The following is a 21024-nucleotide window of genomic DNA, read 5'->3' on the forward strand; positions in this document are numbered from 1 at the left end:
GCACCCCCGCACCCCGCACCCCGCCCCATCCGCTCGGCCCGCGTCGTCCGCACAGCAAGGCAACTCACCGTGTCCGTACGTGAATTGGTGGTGCTCGGCACCGCGAGCCAGGTCCCGACCCGCCACCGCAACCACAACGGCTACCTGCTGCGCTGGGACGGCGAGGGCATCCTCTTCGACCCCGGCGAGGGCACACAGCGGCAGATGCTGCGGGCCGGGGTCGCCGCGCACGACATCAACCGGATCTGCGTCACGCACTTCCACGGCGACCACTCGCTCGGCCTGGCCGGGGTGATCCAGCGGATCAACCTCGACCGGGTCCCGCATCCGGTCACCGCGCACTACCCGCTCAGCGGCGCGCACTTCTTCGAGCGCCTGCGGTACGCCACGGCCTACCGCGAGTCGGTCCAGCTCGGCCAGGAGCCGGTCGAGGGGGACGGCGCGGTGCTGGCCGCGACACCCGCGTACACGCTGGACGCCCGCCGCCTCTCGCACCCCGTCGAGTCCTACGGCTACCGTCTCGTGGAGCCCGACGGCCGCCGCATACTGCCCGAGCTGCTCGACCGGCATGGCATCAAGGGTCCCGACGTGGGGCGCCTCCAGCGCGAGGGCGAGCTGGACGGCGTCACCCTCGACGACGTCAGCGAGGTCCGGCGCGGACAGCGCTTCGCGTTCGTCATGGACACCCGCCTGTGCGACGGCGTACGCGAGCTGGCCGACGCCTGCGACATGCTGGTCATCGAGTCGACGTTCCTGGACGGCGACATCCAACTGGCCACCGATCACGGCCATTTGACGGCCGGCCAGGCGGCCTCGGTGGCCCGGGACGCGGGCGTACGCCACCTGGTCCTCACCCATTTCTCGCAGCGGTACACGGACCCCGAGGAGTTCGAGCGGCAGGCCCGTGCCGCCGGGTACGAGGGCGAACTGACCGTCGCCGCCGACCTCGTCCGGGTCCCGCTGCCCAAACGCACGGCGTAGTACCGGCACCCACCGGCCCCCACCCGCCCCCACCCCTCTCCCTTTGAGTCTCCCCCTTGAAGCACCACCGCTAGGAATCCCCCCATGCCGATCCCCAAGGCCGAACTCCACCTCCACATCGAAGGGACCCTCGAACCCGAGCTGGCCTTCGAGCTGGCCGCGCGCAACGGCGTCGAGCTGCCGTACGCCGACACCGAGGAGCTGCGCAAGGCGTACCTCTTCGACGACCTGCAGTCCTTCCTGAACCTGTACTACTCGCTGATGCGGGTACTGCGCACCGAGGACGACTTCGCGGCGCTCGCCGACGCCTATCTGGCACGGGCCGCCGCGCAGGGCGTGCGGCACGCCGAGATCTTCTTCGACCCGCAGGCACACATCGCACGGGGCATCGCGATGGGCACGGTGGTGGAAGGCCTGTGGCGGGCCCTGTCGGCGAGCGAGGAACGCCACGGGGTCTCGACCCGGCTCATCCTCTGCTTCCTGCGGGACGAGTCGGCCGAGTCCGCGCTGCTCACCCTTGAGGCTGCGCGGCCCTACCTGGACCGGATCACGGGCATCGGCCTCGACTCCGCGGAGGTCGGCCATCCGCCGGCGAAGTTCCGCGAGGTGTACGAGGCGGCGGCGGCTCTCGGGCTGCGGCGGGTCGCGCACGCGGGCGAGGAGGGGCCGCCGGCCTACATCACCGAGGCGCTGAACCTCCTCGGGGTGGAGCGGATCGACCACGGCCTGCGCGCCCTGGAGGACCCGGAGCTGGTGGCCCGCCTGGTCCGGGACCGGATCCCGCTGACGCTGTGCCCGCTGTCCAACGTACGGCTGCGGGCGGTCGACACGCTGGAGGAGCATCCGCTGCCGGCGATGATGGACGCGGGGCTGGTGTGCACGGTCAACTCCGATGACCCGGCGTACTTCGGGGGGTACGTGGACGACACGTTCCGCGCGGTGCGCGAGGGGTTGGGGCTCTCCCCGGACCGGCTCCGGGAGCTGGCCCGGAACTCCTTCGAGGCGGCGTTCCTCGACGACGACGAGGCGCGGCGGGCGCGCTACTTGTCCGAGGTGGCCGCCTACGACTTCCCGGAGTCCTGACCCCCCGGGGCCGGGGCGGGCTACGAGGCCAGGACCTTGCGGCGTCTTCTCGCTCGTGAGGCGATCGGGATCTCCGCGATCTCCTGCTCCGGCACCCCGATCTGCGGAAGCAGCGCCGCGGAGGCCAGACCCCGCCCCGCGACCACCGCCGCCGGCGTGCCACCCCGGCGCCGGATCGACCCCGGCACCAGCGGCCGTCCGGACGTGTGCACCGCCACCGCGCTCAGCGGCGCCGCGATGAGCAACAGCAGGGCGCACAGCACGTACCCCATGCCGGCGTACCCGGCGTACTGGGAGAGCAGGCTGCCCGTGAGCGGCCCGCAGGCCACCCCGAGGGAGGAGGCCGACCCGGCGAGGACAGCCCAGCGGCCGTGGGGGTCGAGCGAGGCGGACAGCCCGATCAGGTAGGAGAGGACCACCGGGTAGAAGACGTTCCACAGGATCTCGCCGCTCGCGAAGGAGACGAGCCCCCGCGCCGACGAGCTCGCCACGATGCACAGCGCGATGATCGCCGTGCCCGCCCCGATCGGCACCGCCCGCCCGAGCCGCGCGCCGAGCGCACCCGCACCGAGCACACCGAGCAGCCCCGCGCCGAGCCCGGCCGCGAAGACCATGCCGACGGTGACCTCGCTCAGGCCGGCCTGCGTGAGGCCGATCCGCCCGCTGACACCCCACAGCGCGTTCTGCGCAAGCGACCAGCAGAGCATCGTCGCGGCCAGGACCGTGCCGGAGCGCCGGTGCGGCAGCCGTACGCCGGGTGCCGCGCCCGCCGTCTCCACCGGCCGGCCCGAGCCGTACGCGCCGGGAAGCCACCGGGTCGCGGGCCACGACAGCGCCGCCACCACCGCGATCGCGGCGAGCGGGGTGGCGTGGCCGCCGCCGAGGTGAGGGATGGTCAGGTAGAGCGCACCCGCTGTCGCCGAGACCGAGAGCAGGCCGAGCGTGGAGGCGCGATGCGGATCGCGCTGGGCGGCGATGCCGGCCGCGGCCACCGCCGTTGCGGTGCCGGAGCCGAGCCCGCCGACGATCGCGCCGGCCACGACGAGCGGGATCAGCGTGGTGAGGGCGGCGGCCCCGTACCCGGTGATCGCGAGGAGCAGGCCGAGTCTGGCGAGCCGGCGCGGCCCGTGCCGCTCGACCCGGGAGGCGAGGGTGAAACCGGCGGTGGCCGAGCTCAACAGGAGGGTGGAGCCCACCAGTCCGGCTTCTGCGGGGGTGAGTCCGAGGCCGGCCGAGAGACGGCCGACGACGGTGGGAAGGAGGTACGCGGCGAGGTAACCGGCGGTGAAGACGGCGACCAGGGGCCAGGCGGCACGAGGGCGTGCGGACATGGGCGTTCCAAGGAACAGTGCCCGTGGGGCAGGGAGGTCAAAGAGGGGGGACGCGCCCGGTGTTGTACGGGGACGCGGGCCCAATTTGTATCAAGCGCCCCGAGTGCGCGAAAAGCTGGGACGACGTGATCTGGGTCACGTTTCGTTTGGCCCGGGATCCGCCGGGTAAAAGCGCGAATTCCGTTCGGGGGGACGGGGGTTGGGGCGGGCCGGAGGGGGCCGGTTCCTTGACGCTCGATAGTTCACATATCTAGTCTTGGTTTTTATTGGTGGACGTTCCGATGTGAAGAGGGTTGCCGCCGTGCAGGGACCGCAGAGGGCGCAGGGGTCACGGAAGCCGCAGGGATCACGGAAGGCGCAGGAGGCGCAGGAGGCGCACGGGGCGCCGGGGCGGCGGATCGCCGATGTGCGGCTCACCCCCGTCCTCGTCTGCGACCCCCCACTGCTCAACGTCCAGGGCGTGCATCAGCCGTACACGCCCCGCCTCGTCGTCGAGGTCGTCACGGCCGACGGCGTCGTCGGGATCGGCGAGACCTACGGCGACACGAAGTACCTCGACATCGCCCGGCCCTACGCCGACGCCCTGATCGGTCACGACGTGGCCGACCTCAACGGACTGTTCACATCGATGAACGTCATCGAGGTCGATGACGCCCAGGTCGACGACGCCGTCGATGTCGGAGGGCTGCGTGGCGCCCAGACCGCCGACAAGCTGCGCCTGTCGGTCGTCTCCGCCTTCGAGGTCGCCTGCCTGGACGCCCTCGGCAAGATCCAGGGCGTGCCGGTCCACACCCTGCTCGGCGGCAAGGTCCGCGACACCGTCGAATACAGCGCCTACCTCTTCTACCGCTGGGCCGAACACCCGGGCGGCGCGGGCGAGAAGGACACCTGGGGCGCGGCCCTCGACCCCGCAGGAATCGTCGAACAGGCCCGCCGTTTGGTGCGCGCGTACGGTTTCCGCTCCTTCAAGCTCAAGGGCGGTGTGTTCCCGCCCGAGCAGGAGGTCGCCGCGGTTCGCGCCCTGGCCGCCGCCTTCCCCGGCCACCCGCTCCGGCTCGACCCCAACGGCGGCTGGACCCCGGCGACCGCGCTGCGGGTCGCGGCCGAACTCGGCGATGTACTGGAGTACCTGGAGGACCCGGCGCCGGGCACGGCCGCGATGGCCGAGGTCGCGCGGGGCACCGAGGTGCCGCTCGCCACCAACATGTGCGTGACGACGTTCCCCGAGATCCGCGAGGCCTTCCTGACCGACGCCGTCCAGATCGTCCTGTCCGACCACCACTACTGGGGCGGGCTGCGCAACACCCGTGAACTCGCCGCGATCTGCCGGGTGTTCGGGGTCGGCCTGTCCATGCACTCCAACACGCACCTGGGGATCAGCCTCGCCGCCATGACCCACGTCGCCGCGACCGTCCCCCACCTCGACCACGCCTGCGACAGCCACTACCCGTGGCAGACCGAGGACGTGATCACCGCCCGGCACACGTTCCGCGCGGGGCACCTGACCGTGTCGGACGCCCCGGGCCTCGGCGTCGAGCTCGACCGCGCCGAACTTGCCCGGCTGCACCGGCGCTGGCTCGACGACGACGGCGCCCTGCGCGACCGCGACGACGCGGCCGCGATGCGGCGGGCCCCCGAGCACGAGGGGTGGACGACTCCGGCGCTGCCACGCTGGTAGCGGGGGCTTTCGCGCGCGCATCGGGCAGACTTGCCAGATCTGTACGCGAACGGAGAGCCCGCCGTGACGACACCACCCAGCAGAGAGCAGCCGCCGCACCCCGAGCACCACGAGGCCCAGCGCCCCTGTCCGGACGGCACACCCGAACCCGGCACGTCCGAACCCGGCGAGCGCAGCCCCCGGCGCCACACCTCGGGCGCCGAGCCGCGCCGGTCCTCCCGGCTCGACCCGCTCGACGGGCTCCGCGACCCCCGAGACCCGCCCTGCGACGTCTTCCTCACCGGCACGGTCTTCCTCGACATCATCTTCACCGGGCTCGACTCGGCGCCGGTGCGCGGTACCGAGTCCTGGGCGCGCGGCATGGGTTCGAGTCCGGGCGGCGTCGCCAACATGGCCACCGCGCTCGCCCGCCTCGGCCTGCACACCTCCCTCGCGGCGGCGTTCGGCGACGACCACTACGGCGACTACTGCTGGGACGCGCTGGAACAGGGCGAGGGCATCGACCTGTCGCCGTCGCACACCGTGCCCGGCTGGCACTCTCCGGTCACCGTGTCGATGGCGTACGAGGGCGAACGCACCATGGTCACCCACGGCCACGAGGCGCCCCACGCACTGTCCGCGCCCAACTGCCCGCCCCGCGCCCGCGCCGCCATCGCCTCCCTGGTGCCCGGCCGGCGCGAGGGCTGGATCGCGGACGCGGCACGCTCCGGCGCGCGCATCTTCGCGGACGTCGGCTGGGACGACACCGGCCGCTGGGACCTGGCCGCGCTCGAAGAGCTCGACCACTGCGAGGCGTTCCTGCCCAACGCGGCCGAGGCGATGCGCTACACCCGCACCGACTGCCCCCGCGCGGCGGCCCGCGCCCTGGCCGACAAGGTGCCGCTCGCGGTGGTGACCCTGGGCTCGGAGGGTGCGTACGCGGTGGACGGCGCGACGGGAGAGACGGCGGACGTCCCCGCCATCGCGGTGGAGGCCCTCGACCCCACCGGGGCGGGCGACGTCTTCGTGGCCGGCTTCGTCACCGGCACCCTCGCGGGCTGGCCCCTCGCCGACCGGCTCGCCTTCGCGGGGCTCACGGCCGCGCTGTCGGTCCAGGAGTTCGGCGGCTCGCTCTCGGCGCCGGGCTGGGCGGAGATCGCGAGCTGGTGGGAGCGGGTCCGCACCCTGGACGACCAGGACCCGGCGGCCCTGCGCCGCTACGCCTTCCTGTCCGACCTCCTCCCGGGCGCCGCCCGCACCTGGCCCCTGCGCCGGGCCCTCCCCACCTTGGGCTTCCGCAACCCGGCGTGAGCCTCGGGCGCGACCCGAGGGCGAAAACCCCTCGGCCGCATGCGCGGCAAGTCGTACGCTTGGTATCCCAGAGGCTCTCGATCAGCGAGACCCCTGCAACGGGAGGTATGTGCAGGCCACACGGCCGGCCCATGACGCAGACACCCACACACCCGCAGGCGCACGCCCAGATCACCATCCCGGCCAAGCACCCCATGGTGACCGTCCTGGGTTCGAGCGACTCCCTGCTGCGCGTGATCGAGAAGGCCTTCCCGTCGGCCGACATCCACGTACGGGGCAATGAGATCAGCGCCGTGGGAGACGCGACGGAAGTCGCCCTCATCCAGCGACTGTTCGACGAGATGTTGCTGGTGCTCCGCACCGGACAGCCGATGACGGAGGACGCAGTGGAACGCTCGGTCGCCATGCTCCGCGCAAGGGGCAACGCAGCGAACGGGGAGGGGAACGGCGAGACACCCGCCGAGGTGCTCACGCAGAACATCCTCTCCAACCGCGGCCGCACCATCCGCCCCAAGACCCTCAACCAGAAGCGGTACGTCGACGCGATCGACAAGCACACGATCGTCTTCGGTATCGGGCCCGCGGGCACCGGCAAGACCTACCTCGCCATGGCCAAGGCGGTCCAGGCCCTGCAGTCCAAGCAGGTCACCCGGATCATCCTGACCCGGCCCGCGGTGGAGGCCGGCGAGCGCCTCGGCTTCCTGCCCGGCACGCTCTACGAGAAGATCGACCCCTACCTGCGGCCGCTGTACGACGCCCTGCACGACATGCTCGACCCCGAGTCGATCCCGCGCCTGATGGCGGCCGGCACCATCGAGGTCGCACCCCTGGCCTACATGCGCGGGCGCACCCTGAACGACGCGTTCATCATCCTCGACGAGGCGCAGAACACCAGCGCCGAGCAGATGAAGATGTTCCTGACCAGGCTCGGCTTCGACTCGAAGATCGTCATCACCGGTGACGTCACCCAGGTCGACCTGCCGAGCGGCACCAAGAGCGGTCTGCGCCAGGTCCAGGACATCCTGGAGGGCGTCGACGACGTGCACTTCTCCCGGCTCACCTCGCAGGATGTCGTACGGCACAAGCTCGTCGGCCGTATCGTCGACGCGTACGAGCAGTACGACAGCCGCCAGGACCACAACGGGCAGCGCGGCCGAAACGGGAAGTAGAGCAGAGCGCACCATGTCGATCGACGTCAACAACGAGTCCGGAACCGAGGTCGACGAGCAGGCGATCCTCGACATCGCCCGCTACGCCCTCACACGGATGCGGATCCACCCGCTCTCCGAACTCTCGGTGATCGTCGTGGACGCCGAAGCCATGGAGCAGCTGCACATCCAGTGGATGGACCTGCCGGGCCCCACCGACGTCATGTCCTTCCCGATGGACGAGCTGCGTCCGCCGGCGAAGGACGACGACGCGGCGGAGGCCCCGCAGGGCCTCCTCGGCGACATCGTGCTGTGCCCCGAGGTCGCGAAGAAGCAGGGCGAGGACGCCGAGACGCAGCACTCCATGGACGAGGAGCTCCAGCTCCTCACCGTCCACGGCGTGCTGCACCTGCTCGGCTACGACCACGAGGAGCCGGACGAGAAGGCCGAGATGTTCGGCCTCCAGGCGGCCATCGTCGACGGCTGGCGAGCGGAGAAGGGCCTGACCGGCCCCTCACCGGCGCCGACCGTCTCATGACCGGGCAGCTCATCGCGGGAGCCGTCGCGCTCGTCGTCGTCGCCTGGCTCGCCGCCTGCGCCGAGGCCGGCCTCGCCCGCATCTCCTCCTTCCGCGCCGCCGAGGCGGTCCGCACCGGCCGGCGCGGCAGCGCCAAGCTCGCGCAGATCGCCGCCGAGCCCACGCGCTACCTCAACGTCGCCCTGCTCGTGCGGGTCGCCTGCGAGATGGCCGCCGGGGTCCTCGTCACCTACGTGTGCCTGGAGGAGTTCGGCCAGACATGGGCCGCGCTGCTCGTCGCCATCGCCGTGATGGTTCTCGTGTCGTACGTCGCCGTCGGCGTCTCGCCCCGCACCATCGGCCGCCAGCACCCCCTGAATACCGCGACGGCCGCCGCGTACGTGCTGCTGCCGCTGGCCAGGATCATGGGGCCGATCCCGCAGCTCCTGATCCTGCTCGGCAACGCGCTGACCCCCGGAAAGGGCTTCCGCAAGGGGCCGTTCGCCTCCGAGGCCGAGCTGCGCGCGATGGTCGACCTCGCCGAGGCGGAGTCGCTGATCGAGGACGACGAGCGCCGCATGGTGCACTCGGTGTTCGAGCTCGGCGACACCCTGGTGCGCGAGGTCATGGTGCCGCGCACCGACCTCGTCTGCATCGAGCGCTACAAGACGATCCGCCAGGCCCTCACCCTCGCCCTGCGCTCCGGTTTCTCGCGCATCCCGGTGACCGGCGAGAACGAGGACGACATCGTCGGGATCGTCTACCTCAAGGACCTGGTCCGCAAGACGCACATCAACCGGGACTCCGAGGCCGACCTCGTCTCCACCGCGATGCGGCCCGCCGCGTTCGTGCCCGACACCAAGAACGCCGGCGACCTGCTGCGCGAGATGCAGCAGCAGCGCAGCCACGTCGCCGTCGTCATCGACGAGTACGGCGGCACCGCGGGCATCGTCACCATCGAGGACATCCTCGAAGAGATCGTCGGCGAGATCACCGACGAGTACGACCGCGAACTGCCCCCGGTCACCGAGCTGGACGACGGCTGCTTCCGGGTCACCGCCCGCCTCGACATCGGCGACCTGGGCGAACTGTTCGGGTTCGACGAGTTCGACGACGAGGACGTGGAGACGGTGGGCGGGCTGCTCGCCAAGTCGCTCGGCCGGGTACCGATCGCCGGCGCGTCGGCCGTCGTGGAACTGCCCGACGCGCGCAGGCTGCGGCTCACCGCCGAATCCCCGGCCGGCCGCCGCAACAAGATCGTCACCGTGCTCGTGGAGCCGTCCAAGGACGACGACGAGGAGAAGGAGGCCGGGCGATGACAGCCGGGCGCCGGATGACGGCCAAGCAACTGCGGGCGTTCTGCCTGGAGTTCAACGCCGTGACCGAGGAGTTCCCGTTCAACCCGGAGACCTCGGTCTTCAAGGTGCTCGGCAAGGTCTTCGCGCTCACCGCGCTCGACTCCGAGCCGCTCACCGTCAACCTCAAGTGCGACCCCGACGAGGCGGTCCGGCTGCGCGAGGAGCACCCCGCGATCGTGCCGGGCTACCACATGAACAAGCGGCACTGGAACACCGTGAACACGGCGGAGCTCCCGGACCGGATGGTCCGGGAGCTCATCGAGGACTCGTACGACCTGGTGGTGGCCGGTCTGCCGAAGGCCGAGCGGCTCCGGCTCGACCGGCCCTGACCACTCAAGCCGCGCGCTTGCGCAGTCCGAGGCCGACCGCCACCAGGGCGGCCGCCGCGATCACGACACCCGCGTCGATCGCCAGCACCGTACGCACCCCGTCGAACAGCGAGGACTGCGTGGTGGCGAGCACGCCGAGCAGCGGGATGCCGACGGTGAGCCCGATCTGCTGGGTGGTGGTGACGAGCCCGGTCGCCAGGCCCTGCTCCTCGTCGGGCACCCCGCTGGTCACGGTCACGCCGTACGAGATGATCGCGCCCAGGTGGCACATGCTGGCCAGCGAGACGGCGACGGTGGCGAGCAGGACGCCCGAGTGGCTGCCGAGGCCGAGGAGCGCGGCGATGAACACGCCCTGGCCGAGCAGCGAGACGGCCAGCACGCGCCGCGAGCCGAAGCGGCCGATGAGCCGGGCCGCGTACGTGCCGGCGACGGCCGACGCGATCCCCTGGATGCCGAAGACCAGACCGGTCTCGAAGGACGAAAGACCCAGCGTCTCCTGGAGGTAGAGGGTCAGCACGAAGACGACCGTCGACATCATCGAGAAGGTGACGAGACCGCCCACGTTGCCCCAGGCCACCGTGCGGCGCTTCAGCATCGGCAGCGACACCAGCGGCGCCGCGGCCTTCGACTCGACGATCACGAACGCGGCGAGCAGGGCGATGCCCACCAGCAGCGTGCCCCACACGTCGACACCGCCGAAGCCGCGCTGGGCCGCCGTCGACAGGGAGTAGATCACCGCGAGCAGACCACCGGTGACGGTGACGGCGCCGGGCACGTCGAGCCGCGGCCGCTCGGGGGTGCGCGACTCGGGCAGCAGGCCGGGAGCGAGCGCCAGGACCACCGCCGCGAACGCCACGAGCAGGCCCATCGTGGAGCGCCAGCCGAGCGTGTCGGTCATGACACCGCCGAGCACCATGCCGATGGTGAAGCCCAGCGAGAGCAGCGTGCCGGAGATGCCGAGCGCCTTGTCGCGCTGCGGGCCCTCGGGGAACGTCGTGGTCAGCAGGGACATGCCGGTCGGCACGATGACGGCCGCGCCGAGGCCCTGCAGCGCGCGCCCGGTCAGGAACGAGGCCGGGTCCCAGGCGAGGGTGGCGAGCAGCGACGCCGCGCCGAACAGGGCGAGTCCCGTCAGGAACAGCTTCTTGCGGCCGAAGAGGTCGGCGATGCGGCCGAACAGGAGCAGGAAGCCGCCCGAAGGAAGCGCGAACGCGGTGACCGCCCACTGGAGCGCGGACCGGCTCAGGCCCAGGTCCGTGCCGAGCGTGGGCAGCGCCACGTTCAGCACGGAGAAGTCGAGCGCCACCATGAACTGGGCGGCGCACAGCACGAAGAGGACCAGCTTGGCCCGGCGGCTGAGCCGGGCGTCCGCGGGGGAGTGGGGTACGGAGGTGGAGGGGGGTACGGAACCGGAGGGGGGTACGGAACCGGAGGGGGCCGCGGTCTCGGGCCCGGTGACTGCTGTCGTCGTATCGATCGCCATGGCCCCACCTTCGCGGCCCGGGAATGCCCGTGGAGAGTGGGAACTTATCCTGTTGGTGGCACCACCAGGCAGCCGGCAGGGGGAGAGACAGTGGCTACACCGATCGACAAGCGGCGCCGCACTGAGTTGCGCGAGTTCTTGATGAGCAGACGGGCACGGATCACGCCCACCCAGGCCGGACTTCCCGACGGCGGGGCCCGCCGCCGCACCCCCGGGCTGCGCCGCGAGGAGGTCGCCGTGCTCGCCGGGGTCGGCGTCTCCTGGTACCAGTGGCTGGAGCAGGGCCGCGACATCACCGTCTCTCCGCAGGTGCTGGACTCGGTGGGCCGGGTCCTCCAACTGACCAGCGCCGAGCGCCGTCACCTGTACGTCCTGGCCGGGCTCAACCCGCCGGCCCCGGAGGTCGACCCGGACAACGCCGACATGTGCAACGGCCTGCAGCGCCTCATCGACGCCTGGATGCCGTTCCCGGCGCACATCATGGACGCGTACTGGAACACGGTCATGTACAACGACTCGGCGGCGCTCGTCCTCGGCATGCGACCCGAGATCGTGCAGAACTGCCTGATCGCGTTCTTCACCGATCCCCTCTACCGCGAGCGCGCCAAGCGCTGGGAGGAGATCGCCTGCAACGTCGTCGCCCAGTTCCGCGCGGCCTGCTCGGAGCGGCCCGACGACGAGGGGTTCCAGGCGGTCGTGGAGCACGCCAAGGAGCTCAGCCCGGAGTTCGTGGAGCTGTGGGAGCGGCGCGACGTCCAGCCCGGCGGGCAGCTCCGCAAGGAGATCGAGCATCCGGTGGTGGGCGCCCTGCACGTGGAGTCGACCCAGCTGCGGGTTCCGGCCCGCCCGGATCTGGTGATCGTGCTGCACACCCCGCTGCCGAACACCGAGACCGCCGAGAAGCTGGAGTGGCTGACCTCGCCGGAGGGCCGGCGCGGCTCGATGTACCCGGTCGCGGTCTGACCCCGGGGCTCGGGCGCCCCGCCGCCCCGCCGGTCGTCCCACTCCTTATGCTCGGGGCATGACTCAGAGCACCGAACTCGACCCCGAGGACCGCAAGATCATCACGCTGGCGCGCAGCGCCAGGGCCCGCAACGGCGTCGCCGAGGGCGCGGCCGTGCGCGACGAGACGGGCCGCACCTACGTTGCCGGCACGGTCGAGCTCGCCTCCCTGAAGCTTTCCGCGCTCCGGACGGCGGTCGCGATGGCCGTGGCGAGCGGAGCGACGTCGTTGGAAGCGGCGGCGGTGGTGACGGAGGCGGCGGTTCCTGCGGAGGCGGATGTGGCGGCGGTACGGGATCTGGGCGGGGCCGGGGTGAGGGTGTTCTTGGCGACGCCGGCGGGTGAGGTGAGCCGTACGCTCTGACCCCCCGGGGCACGTTTTCCCACCCTCCCCCAGGGCCTTGAGGGCCAGGGGGGACCCCCATGACGGGCTGAGGATGCCCATGCCGCCCGGCACCGAGTGGCCAGGGGCGCGGGGAACCGCGCGAGGAGCGGGCACGGTCCGCGGACGAAGCGGGGTTTTGAGGGGGCGCGGGGAACCGCGCGGGTGGGTGGCACGGGAGAAGCGGGGGCAGGGGGTGTTGGAGGGGGACCGCCCGGTCCCCCAACAATCAACGCGACGCCCCTTGCAATCCCAAGCCGCCCGCGCATCAATGGACGGCAGTCGAACCGACGGGCCGTCAGATCCATGGGGCGGACCGGCACGGGGTGCAGAGCCGCAACCCCGTACCGGAGTCGGACTCCCTCCGCGCACGTGAGCGCAGCCCCGTCAGAGCCATGCCCGCACGCCCGCGCACCCGTGCGCGTGGGCCGCCGGGGCTGCCGCGCGGTCGTGTGTCGATGACGCGGCAGACGATCAACTCCCTGTCATGGGAAGGGGAATCATGCGTAAGAGCACCAGCAGGCCGGTCGTGCGGGCCGCACTCGCGGTGGGAGCGGTGGCCGCCGCGGGCCTCGCCCTCGCGCCGAGCGCCGCGGCCGTCACGCCGACCACGGCGACCGCCACGTACGACTGCGGGACCTGGGGCGGTGGCGGGGCCACGCTCACCGCGACCCAGAGCGGTACGGCCGCGACCATCACGCTGACCTCGGCCGTCACCACCCCGATCGCGGTCGGGGCCAACCAGATCAGTGCGAACCTGACCCTCGCCAAGGCCGGCGGTGGCACCAGGGTGTTCAGCGGCAAGGCCAACCCGGCCCTGCCGGCGGGCAGTTCCGTCAAGATCGGGCCGCTCAACGGCACCGTCGCCGCCGGTGACAGCCTCAATTCGTACTTCGCCGGTACCGCCCTGAAGATGGTGATCTTCGGGATCACGGTGAACTGCGACGCGACGACCTCCCAGTCGCCGGGCCCGTTCGTCTTCTGATCCGCACGCGGCGCCCGCGGCGCACGCGCCACGCAGAACGAGCCGGTGCCGTCCCGGGCGGCGCCGGCTTCCGTGTGCCCCGCCGCAGCGGCCGCGTGTCCATGCGTGCGGCGCGAAATGCCGTGATCCTGCGGGATCTTGACAGTATCTGATGGGTCATCAGTTGGTGCGTCGGGATTCCATTGACTTCTTTTCGCGCCGAGCCGTCAATGGCCCCCTGCCGGCGCAGCCGAGCCGCGCTGTGCCACTTCAGGAAGGGGGGCACCGCCCATGTCGCTACGTCGAAGACGGCGTCTGGCCGCCGTATTGGGGGCGGTCGCACTCGCCGCGGGGACCGGCGCGCTCGCCGCACCCGCGAGCGCACTGGCCGCGACGCCCGTCGACTTCGCCACGCACTGCATCCCGCCGGCCATCGCCGGCATCCCGCCCATCGACGGCACCACGAACGCGACCATCACCGTCGACAACGCGGCACCCAAGGTCGGCGACAAGGTCACCGTCACCTACACGGTGAACAAGCCCGCCGCCAGCAACCCCGTCGACATCGCCCTGCCCGCCGACATCATGACCCCGACCGGCAAGGTCGTCCTCGCCGGAGCCCAGGCCGGCACCGTCGACGTCACGGGACCCAAGAAGAACGATCCGGTGCCCGGCAAGGGCGCGTTCCCGGCGTTCTCCATGAGCGGCAGCTTCACCGCCACCAAGGCCGGTGCGATCACCCTGTCGCCCGGCGACTACAACATCCACACCAGCTACATCATGGAGCTGGACACCCCCTGCACCGTCACCAACCCGCCCGCGCCCGTCTCCGAGACGGTCAACGCCACGGACGGCGGCGGCCAGGTCAACGAGCGGACCATCACGGCCGACCCCGCCTCCGGCAACGCCGGTGACCGCGCCACCGTCACCGGGTCCAAGTTCACCCCGAACGCGAACGTCACCGTCGCGGGCTGGAACGGCACCGCCACCACCGCAGACAAGATCACCTTCACGTCGGACGCCAACGGCGGCTTCACCGCCCGGCCGAAGATCACGGACCCGGCGACCACCGGGATCGTGGCCTACGAAGGAGCGGCCTGGGACCCGGCCAACGGCGCGGGCCCGGTCGCGTACACCGTCACCAGCGGACCCCCGCCGACCGGACCGAGCCAGAAGCTCAGCACGGCCGTGAACGCGGGCACCCTGTCCATGTCCCAGGCCGGTGACAGCGTCGATCTGAGCGCGGTCGACTTCGGCAAGGGCGGCGCCTCCACCGGCGATCTGAACACGGTGACGGTCCAGGACTTCCGCGGCGGCCCCGCCGGCTGGTCCCTGACCGGCAAGGTCACCGACTTCACCGGCCCCGGCGGCTCCATCGACGCGGGCAAGCTCGGCTGGACCCCCGCCTGCGCCGCGAAGGCCGGCTCCCCGTCCGTGTGCGCCGCGGGCTCGGCCGGAACCGTGGGCAGCGCCGGCGCGACCCTCGCCTCCACCCCGAACGCGGCGCTCACCGGCGGCGAGTTCACCGTCGACGCGAAGCTCTCGCTCGACGTGCCGGCGTTCACCCCGCCCGGCACCTACAGCGGCGTACTGACCCTCACCCTCACCTGATGTCCACCCGTGGGCCGGGCGCGCACCCGGCCGGCCCACCCGTCCCCGGGGGTCCCGCACCGTGCGCAAGCCGTCCGCCCTCCTCCTGGCCGCCGCCGTCCTCCTCGACGCCCTGCTCTCCCTCGGGCTCGCCGCGCCCGCGGCGCACGCCGCCGACAACGGCAACTGGGCCGTGTTTCCCGCGAGTTCGGGCGCGGGGCAGCGCCCGTACTTCTACCTCTCCGCCGGCCCGGGAACCACCCTCGACGACAAGGTGACCGTCACCAACAAGACGGCGGCGCCGCTGAGCTTCCGGCTCTACGGGGCCGACGCGTACAACACCGAGCGCGACGGCGGGTTCGCCGTGCGCGCCGAGAAGGAGAAGCAGACCGGGGTGGGGGCGTGGGTGAGGCCCGCGCGGAGCAGGATCACCGTCCCGGCCCGTTCCTCGCTCACCGTGCCCTTCACCCTCGCCGTGCCCGAGGGCGCAGAGCCCGGCGACCACGTCGGCGCCCTGATCGCGCTGGACGACCGGGTCACGCCGGGACCGGCCGGGAGCGGCAAGGTCGCCGTCGGCATCCAGCAGGCCGTGGGCGCCCGGGTCTATCTGCGGGTCGGCGGACCCACCGTGCCCGCTCTCGACGTCGAGCACGTCTCGCTGTCCCAGCACCGGCCGCTGGTGCCCGGCACGGGAGAGAGCCGCACCGACATCACGTACACGCTGCACAACCGCGGCAACGTCACGCTCAACCCGAAGGTCGACCTGAGCGCGAAGGGCCTCTTCGGCCGTACGCTGCTCAGCCGCGGCCTCACCAAGGTGCCATCGGAACTGCTGCCCGGACAGAAGGTGACGCTCACCGAGACGTGGCACGGCTCGCCCCAACTCGACTGGGGAGACGTCACGTTGACGGCGACCGCGAAGGACGCGAAGGGCTCCGCCGGGGCGTCGTTCCTGGCTCTGCCCTGGCTCGCCGGAGCCGTGCTGCTGGCCGCGGCCCTGGCGTTCGTCGCCCACCGCGTGATCCGCCACCGCGCCGGGCGGCGGACCGTGCGCGCGAGCGGTCCCCTCAGGTCCGCAGATATGACGCCCCGTTGAGGTCGAGGACCGTCCCCGACGCCCACTCGGCCGCCGGCGACGCCAGCCACAGCACGGCCGCCGCGATCTCGTCCGGCGACGCGACCCGGCCGAACGGGCTCTGCGCGCGGATCGCCGCGCCCTCCGCCCCGCTCAGCCGGTGCGCGACCCGCTCCGTCTCGAAGAAACCCGGCGCGACGGAGGCGACGCCGATGCCGTACGGGGCGAGATGCACGGCCAGGGACTGGCCCAGCGCGTGCACCGCGGCCTTCGTCGCCCCGTAGGCCGGATGGTCCGGCTCGCCGCGGAACGCCCCGCGCGAGCCGATGTTGACGATCCGGCCGCCCGTGCCCTGGTCGATCATGCGGCGCGCCGCGAGGTGGCTGAGGTTGGCCGTGGCGAGGAGATTGACCGACACATGGCTCTGCCAGGCCGCCGCCCAGTCCTCGTACGCGGTGGTGGCGAGGGGGTGCGGGAGGTTCACGGCGGCGTTGTTGACGAGCACGTCGATGCCGCCGAGGCCGGTGGCCGCGCTCTCGGCGACCGCGCGGGCGCCGTCCGGGCTCGACAGGTCGCCGCCGGCCAGCACGTGGCCCTCGCCGGGCAGGGAGGCGAGCGTCCGCTCGGCCTCCTCGCGTCGCGACCCGTAGTGCACGGCCACGATGTCGCCCCGTGCGGCGAAGGCCTGGGCCACGGCCCGGCCCAGCCCGCGGGTGGCTCCGCTGACGAGGACTCGGCGGGGGGTGTCGGGGGAGGGGGTATCCATGCCCCTCATGATGCCGTGACGCTGCGCGGCGGCGGGCGGTCCCGTGCGGCGAGCTCATCGCCCGGCCAGTGCCCGCTTTTTGTACTCGGTGCCGGGCGGCATCATCAGCCCGTCAGGCCTGTGAGGACGAGCCCTTCAGGCGCGAACGGGGTCTGGGGCGGAGCCACCCGGTCGGCCCGTCGGGTGGTGCCGGCCGGTGTGCCGAGGGGGCGCGCCCGTCGTGGCGGAGCCGCGCAAACGGGACAGCCCTGCCCCGAAAAAAGGGGGCCCGGGAGTCGCGGGGCCGGGTCGCCGGGTGGGTTTGGGGGCGGGATTGGGAGGGGCTGGGCGGCGTCGGGGTCGGGATCGGGGAGAATGGCGGCATGAGCGCTCGTACCCCTGCCGCTGACACCGCCGCCGAGACCACCCACCGGGCCGGCTTCGCCTGCTTCGTCGGTCGCCCCAACGCGGGCAAGTCCACCCTCACGAACGCTCTGGTCGGGCAGAAGGTGGCCATCACCTCCAACCGCCCGCAGACCACCCGGCACACCGTGCGCGGCATCGTGCACCGCCCGGACGCCCAGCTGATCCTCGTGGACACCCCCGGACTCCACAAGCCGCGCACCCTGCTCGGCGAGCGCCTCAACGACGTGGTCCGCACCACGTGGGCCGAGGTCGACGTGATCGGGTTCTGCCTGCCCGCCGACCAGAAGCTCGGTCCCGGCGACAAGTTCATCGTCAAGGAACTCGCGGGGATCAAGAAGACCCCCAAGATCGCGATCATCACCAAGACCGACCTGGTCGACTCCAAGACGCTGGCCGAACAGCTCATCGCCGTCGACCAGCTGTCCACGGAGCTCGGCTTCGAGTGGGCGCAGATCGTGCCGGTCTCGGCGGTCGGCGACGTCCAGGTCACGCTCCTCGCGGACCTGCTGATCCCGATGCTCCCCGAGAGCCCGCCGCTCTACCCCGAGGGCGACCTCACCGACGAGCCCGAGCAGGTCATGGTCGCCGAGCTGATCCGTGAGGCCGCCCTCGAAGGCGTACGGGACGAGCTGCCGCACTCCATCGCCGTCGTCGTGGAGGAGATGATCCCGCGCGAGGACCGGCCCGCCGACAAGCCGCTCCTCGACATCCACGCCAACGTCTACATCGAGCGCCCCAGCCAGAAGGGCATCATCATCGGCCCCAAGGGCAAGCGCCTGAAAGAGGTCGGCATGAAGTCCCGCAAGCACATCGAGGCGCTGCTCGGCACGCCGGTCTTCCTCGACCTCCACGTCAAGGTCGCCAAGGACTGGCAGCGCGACCCCAAGCAGCTGCGCAAGCTCGGATTCTGACCCGTAGCGCCGCACGCCACGACCCCCGCCGAGCACGTGTCGGCGGGGGTCGTCGGCTGTGGGCGGTTCCCGGTCAGGCGACCTTCGGGGCGCAGCGCATGCCGATGTAGCAGCAGGCGGTGCCGTCCTGGAGGGTGGCGAAGACGACCGGCATCCAGTCCGCGCTGTAGGCGCCGGAGCCCGCGCCCGCGAACACCGTGTCCGTGACGGCCACGAGTTCCATCTCCAGCGGCGGCGAGAAGTCCTTCATGCCGCCGACGAACTCGTACACCAGGTGCGGCTTGCCGTCCCGCTCGGAGACGGTGATGAGGACGCCCTCGCGCTCGTAGGTGCCGGTGAGCGGTGCGAAGTCCACGGCGACCGGCTCGGCGGGCGGCTCGAAGGGGGCGGGCATGCGCACCCCGGCCAGCTCGCCGAGGAGCTCGGTGAAGAGGTCCTCGTACAGCCGGCGCGCGTCGCCGCCGTTGGTCAGGAGCACCACCGCCACGCCGGCGCCCGGCACCACCCGCAGGAAGCCGTACTGGCCGATCGAGGCGCCGTCGTGGCCGAAGCCCTCGATGCCGTTCCAGTCGTACAGGGTCCAGCCGAGGCCCCAGCCGTCGGCGTGGACGGTCCACTTGTCGGGGGAGTCGACCTCGCGGGTCTGCATCGCGGCGACGCTCGCGGGGCTCAGCAGCCGGGTCCCGTCGGGGGCGGTGCCGCCCGCGAGGTGCAACTGGGCGAGCCGGGCGACGTCACCGGCGCTGGCGATGACCCGGCCGTAGGGGCCCGCCGAGCGCGGCATGAGGTCCCAGGCGGGGGCCGGCGCGGGGTCCTCGCCGTACTCGCCGAGGTGACCCATCGCGGCCCGGAACGCGAGCGCCTCCTCGGGCAGTGTCATCGTGTGGGTCACACCGAGCGGGTCGAGCACCAGATCCTTGAGGGCCTGGTCCCAGGTCGTGCCGGTGAGGACCTCGACGATGCGGCCCAGCACGTTGAAGCCGAGGCTGCTGTAGGAGCAGGCGCTGCCGGACGGGCAGTCCAGGGCGACGCCCTTGGCGGCATCGACGTACCGCTCGAGGCAGTCGTCGCCGCGCCCGGAATCGAAGGTGAAGTCGCAGGTCAGACCGCTGGTGTGGGAGAGCAGCTGCCGGGGTGTGATGGTGCGGCTCGCCTTGTCGTCGGCGACCGTGAAGTCGGGCAGCACCTCGCGGACCGGCGCGTCCAGATCCAGCTTCCCGGCGTCGACGAGCCGCATGACGAGCGTGGCGGTGTACGTCTTGGCGAGCGAGCCGAGCTGGAAGACCGAGTCGGTGGTGGCCGCCACGCCGGTGCCGGTGTGCAGCACCCCGCTCGCCAGCTCGTGGACCGTGCCGTGCGCCAGCACGGCGAGGGTGGCGCCGGGCACGTGGTGGGTCCGGCGGAGCTCGTCGAGCCGCGCCTGCCACGCGTCCAGGTAGAAGCGCTCCCCGTCGGACCCGCCGGCCCCCCAGGCCCCCTCGGCGCGCCATTCCCCCTGCTCGTCCCAGCTCACGTTCTTCGACATCGGGTTCCCCTCCCGGACTGCGTACGCTGTTCCCTTGCTGCGCACACTGTACGCAGAGAGGGTCGGGCGAGGCAAGGGCTGCCGTCGGGCCGGCGCGGGAGAAGTGCCGGGGCGTGGCGGTCCGGCGACCCGGACGGGCCTCGGACGGGGGCCGGTCCGGAGGCCAACAGGCCTTTGCCAAGTGCCAGTTGGGCGGCCAAAGGGCTGCGGGCCGCTGTCGGGCCGGCGGCCTCGCGGGTGGCGGGCGGCGGCCCGTCGGGGCGGCTCAACCGACAGCGGACGGCGTGCCGTTCGGCGTCACGGCGGCCCGACCGGCATCGGCCGACGGGTCGTTCGGCGCGCCAACTCGCCTCATTCGGAGGCCGGTTCGGCGATCAGGGCGGTGCCGACCGGGCGGAAGCCCAGGGTCGCGTACATCCGGGCCACATCCGCGTCGCCCGCCGACAGGAACACCGTCGTCACCCCCGCGGCCCGCGCGTGCGCGATCAGCGCCGCGGTCACCGCCCGCGCGAGCCCGCGCCGGCGCGCCGCGGGCAGGGTGCCCACCGCCACGATCTCGGTGACCCGCCCCACCGGATTGTGCATGCCGGAACAGAGCGGCAGGCCGTCCTCGAACGCGGCCGCCACCGCCGTGCGGCCCGCGCGGATCCGCTCGGCGACCTGCCCGGCCCGGCCGTCACCGGCGTGCGCGGTGACGGCCGCGGTCAGCTCGGTCCTGCCCGCCGGGCCAACTCCCGTACCGGGGGCGGCGAACGCCAGCTGCGGCACCACGAGCGCCGCGTGCAGCAGCGGATCGGACGCGTCCAGGACGCGCACCAGGGGATGGGGGTCTGCCGCGGGCGCCCCGGGGTCGAGGACCATCAGCGGGTGCTCGTGCACGGTGAGCCCCGACTCCTCGACCGCCGCGCGCAGCCCCGGGCTCACCTCGGCGACCCACTCGAAGGCCTCGGGTGCGCCGAGGGCGCGCTGGCGGGCCCGCACCGCGTCCACGTCGGCGGCCGACACGGGCCCGGAACGGCCCGGCGCGGGCCGCGCGTAATAGGGCCATCCGGCGCCCTCCCTGACGAAGAGCGTCAGTGCGCCGAAGTCCTCGGCACGGGCCGAACTCCTGGGCACGGCATCGTAGTACCGCTCAAGCGCGTCGAGCGGGGCGTCGACCGGGGCGGGGGAAGGCGGGTTCATGGTCCGCATCAAAGCAGGCCAACA

The 21024-nt window shown here is 72.4% G+C and carries 19 protein-coding genes; 14 read left to right on the forward strand and 5 right to left on the reverse strand.

Translation table 11 applies throughout. The features are described from left to right. Window positions 1–69 precede the first annotated feature (69 nt). Entirely contained in the window at window positions 70–981 is a 912-nt protein-coding gene (locus OG432_RS23525) for a ribonuclease Z (RefSeq protein WP_328312932.1), read from the forward strand. Between the two features lie 84 nt (window positions 982–1065). After that, a complete protein-coding gene (locus OG432_RS23530) occupies window positions 1066–2064 on the forward strand; it encodes an adenosine deaminase (RefSeq protein ID WP_328312933.1) in 999 nt (332 codons plus the stop codon). A 20-nt stretch (window positions 2065–2084) separates the two neighbouring features. Here the strand turns inward: OG432_RS23530 and OG432_RS23535 are convergent, their stop codons facing one another. Beyond that, window positions 2085–3395: an MFS transporter gene (locus OG432_RS23535; protein ID WP_328312934.1), complete on the reverse strand. Its 1311-nt coding sequence runs from the start codon at window positions 3393–3395 to the stop codon at window positions 2085–2087. 397 nt (window positions 3396–3792) lie between these two features. Between OG432_RS23535 and OG432_RS23540 the strand changes: the two genes are divergently transcribed. The 6 genes from OG432_RS23540 (at window position 3793) to OG432_RS23565 (ending at window position 9715) form a co-directional block, all read left to right on the forward strand. After that, window positions 3793–5073, forward strand: coding sequence for an enolase C-terminal domain-like protein (locus OG432_RS23540; protein WP_328315212.1), 1281 nt, complete (start codon window positions 3793–3795; stop codon window positions 5071–5073). 63 nt (window positions 5074–5136) lie between these two features. After that, entirely contained in the window at window positions 5137–6363 is a 1227-nt protein-coding gene (locus tag OG432_RS23545; protein WP_328312935.1) for a carbohydrate kinase family protein, read from the forward strand. A 131-nt stretch (window positions 6364–6494) separates the two neighbouring features. Then, window positions 6495–7532: a PhoH family protein gene (locus tag OG432_RS23550; protein WP_328312936.1), complete on the forward strand. Its 1038-nt coding sequence runs from the start codon at window positions 6495–6497 to the stop codon at window positions 7530–7532. A gap of 13 nt (window positions 7533–7545) precedes the next feature. Beyond that, window positions 7546–8049, forward strand: coding sequence for an rRNA maturation RNase YbeY (gene ybeY / locus OG432_RS23555; RefSeq protein WP_328312937.1), 504 nt, complete (start codon window positions 7546–7548; stop codon window positions 8047–8049). Next, window positions 8046–9347 carry a hemolysin family protein gene (locus OG432_RS23560; RefSeq protein WP_328312938.1) on the forward strand — a complete coding sequence of 434 codons (1302 nt, stop codon included), beginning with the start codon at window positions 8046–8048 and terminating at the stop codon, window positions 9345–9347. The genes ybeY and OG432_RS23560 overlap by 4 nt, the downstream gene beginning before the upstream one ends. A 14-nt stretch (window positions 9348–9361) precedes the next feature. Further along, entirely contained in the window at window positions 9362–9715 is a 354-nt protein-coding gene (locus OG432_RS23565; RefSeq protein WP_328315213.1) for an MmcQ/YjbR family DNA-binding protein, read from the forward strand. 4 nt (window positions 9716–9719) lie between these two features. On the opposite strand, the gene OG432_RS23570 is transcribed toward OG432_RS23565, so the two are convergent. Further along, the gene (locus OG432_RS23570; protein WP_328312939.1) at window positions 9720–11198 is read right to left on the reverse strand and encodes an MFS transporter; all 1479 of its coding nucleotides are present in this window, start codon (window positions 11196–11198) and stop codon (window positions 9720–9722) included. A gap of 141 nt (window positions 11199–11339) precedes the next feature. Here OG432_RS23570 and OG432_RS23575 point away from each other — a divergent pair, with 141 nt between their 5' ends. From OG432_RS23575 to OG432_RS23595, 5 genes are all read left to right on the forward strand, one after another. Then, on the forward strand, window positions 11340–12161 hold the full coding sequence (locus OG432_RS23575; protein ID WP_328315214.1) for a helix-turn-helix transcriptional regulator: 822 nt from the start codon (window positions 11340–11342) through the stop codon (window positions 12159–12161). A gap of 58 nt (window positions 12162–12219) precedes the next feature. Then, the gene (locus tag OG432_RS23580; RefSeq protein WP_328312940.1) at window positions 12220–12564 is read left to right on the forward strand and encodes a cytidine deaminase; all 345 of its coding nucleotides are present in this window, start codon (window positions 12220–12222) and stop codon (window positions 12562–12564) included. Window positions 12565–13084: 520 nt separating this feature from the next. Continuing rightward, on the forward strand, window positions 13085–13567 hold the full coding sequence (locus OG432_RS23585; protein ID WP_328312941.1) for a hypothetical protein: 483 nt from the start codon (window positions 13085–13087) through the stop codon (window positions 13565–13567). A 270-nt stretch (window positions 13568–13837) separates the two neighbouring features. After that, entirely contained in the window at window positions 13838–15157 is a 1320-nt protein-coding gene (locus tag OG432_RS23590) for a beta-xylosidase (protein ID WP_328312942.1), read from the forward strand. 61 nt (window positions 15158–15218) lie between these two features. Then, window positions 15219–16232 carry a WxL protein peptidoglycan domain-containing protein gene (locus tag OG432_RS23595; RefSeq protein ID WP_328312943.1) on the forward strand — a complete coding sequence of 338 codons (1014 nt, stop codon included), beginning with the start codon at window positions 15219–15221 and terminating at the stop codon, window positions 16230–16232. Here the strand turns inward: OG432_RS23595 and OG432_RS23600 are convergent. Further along, the gene (locus OG432_RS23600) at window positions 16204–16977 is read right to left on the reverse strand and encodes an SDR family NAD(P)-dependent oxidoreductase (protein ID WP_328312944.1); all 774 of its coding nucleotides are present in this window, start codon (window positions 16975–16977) and stop codon (window positions 16204–16206) included. The two genes, OG432_RS23595 and OG432_RS23600, sit on opposite strands and share 29 nt — an antisense overlap. Window positions 16978–17339: 362 nt before the next feature. Here OG432_RS23600 and era point away from each other — a divergent pair, with 362 nt between their 5' ends. Continuing rightward, the gene (gene era, locus OG432_RS23605) at window positions 17340–18293 is read left to right on the forward strand and encodes a GTPase Era (protein WP_328312945.1); all 954 of its coding nucleotides are present in this window, start codon (window positions 17340–17342) and stop codon (window positions 18291–18293) included. Between the two features lie 73 nt (window positions 18294–18366). Here era and OG432_RS23610 read toward each other — a convergent pair whose 3' ends face one another. Beyond that, a complete protein-coding gene (locus OG432_RS23610) occupies window positions 18367–19818 on the reverse strand; it encodes a serine hydrolase domain-containing protein (protein WP_328312946.1) in 1452 nt (483 codons plus the stop codon). A gap of 351 nt (window positions 19819–20169) precedes the next feature. Beyond that, window positions 20170–21000, reverse strand: coding sequence for a GNAT family N-acetyltransferase (locus OG432_RS23615; protein WP_328312947.1), 831 nt, complete (start codon window positions 20998–21000; stop codon window positions 20170–20172). Window positions 21001–21024 lie beyond the last annotated feature (24 nt).

Source organism: Streptomyces sp. NBC_00442 (assembly GCF_036014195.1).
Classification (GTDB): domain Bacteria; phylum Actinomycetota; class Actinomycetes; order Streptomycetales; family Streptomycetaceae; genus Streptomyces.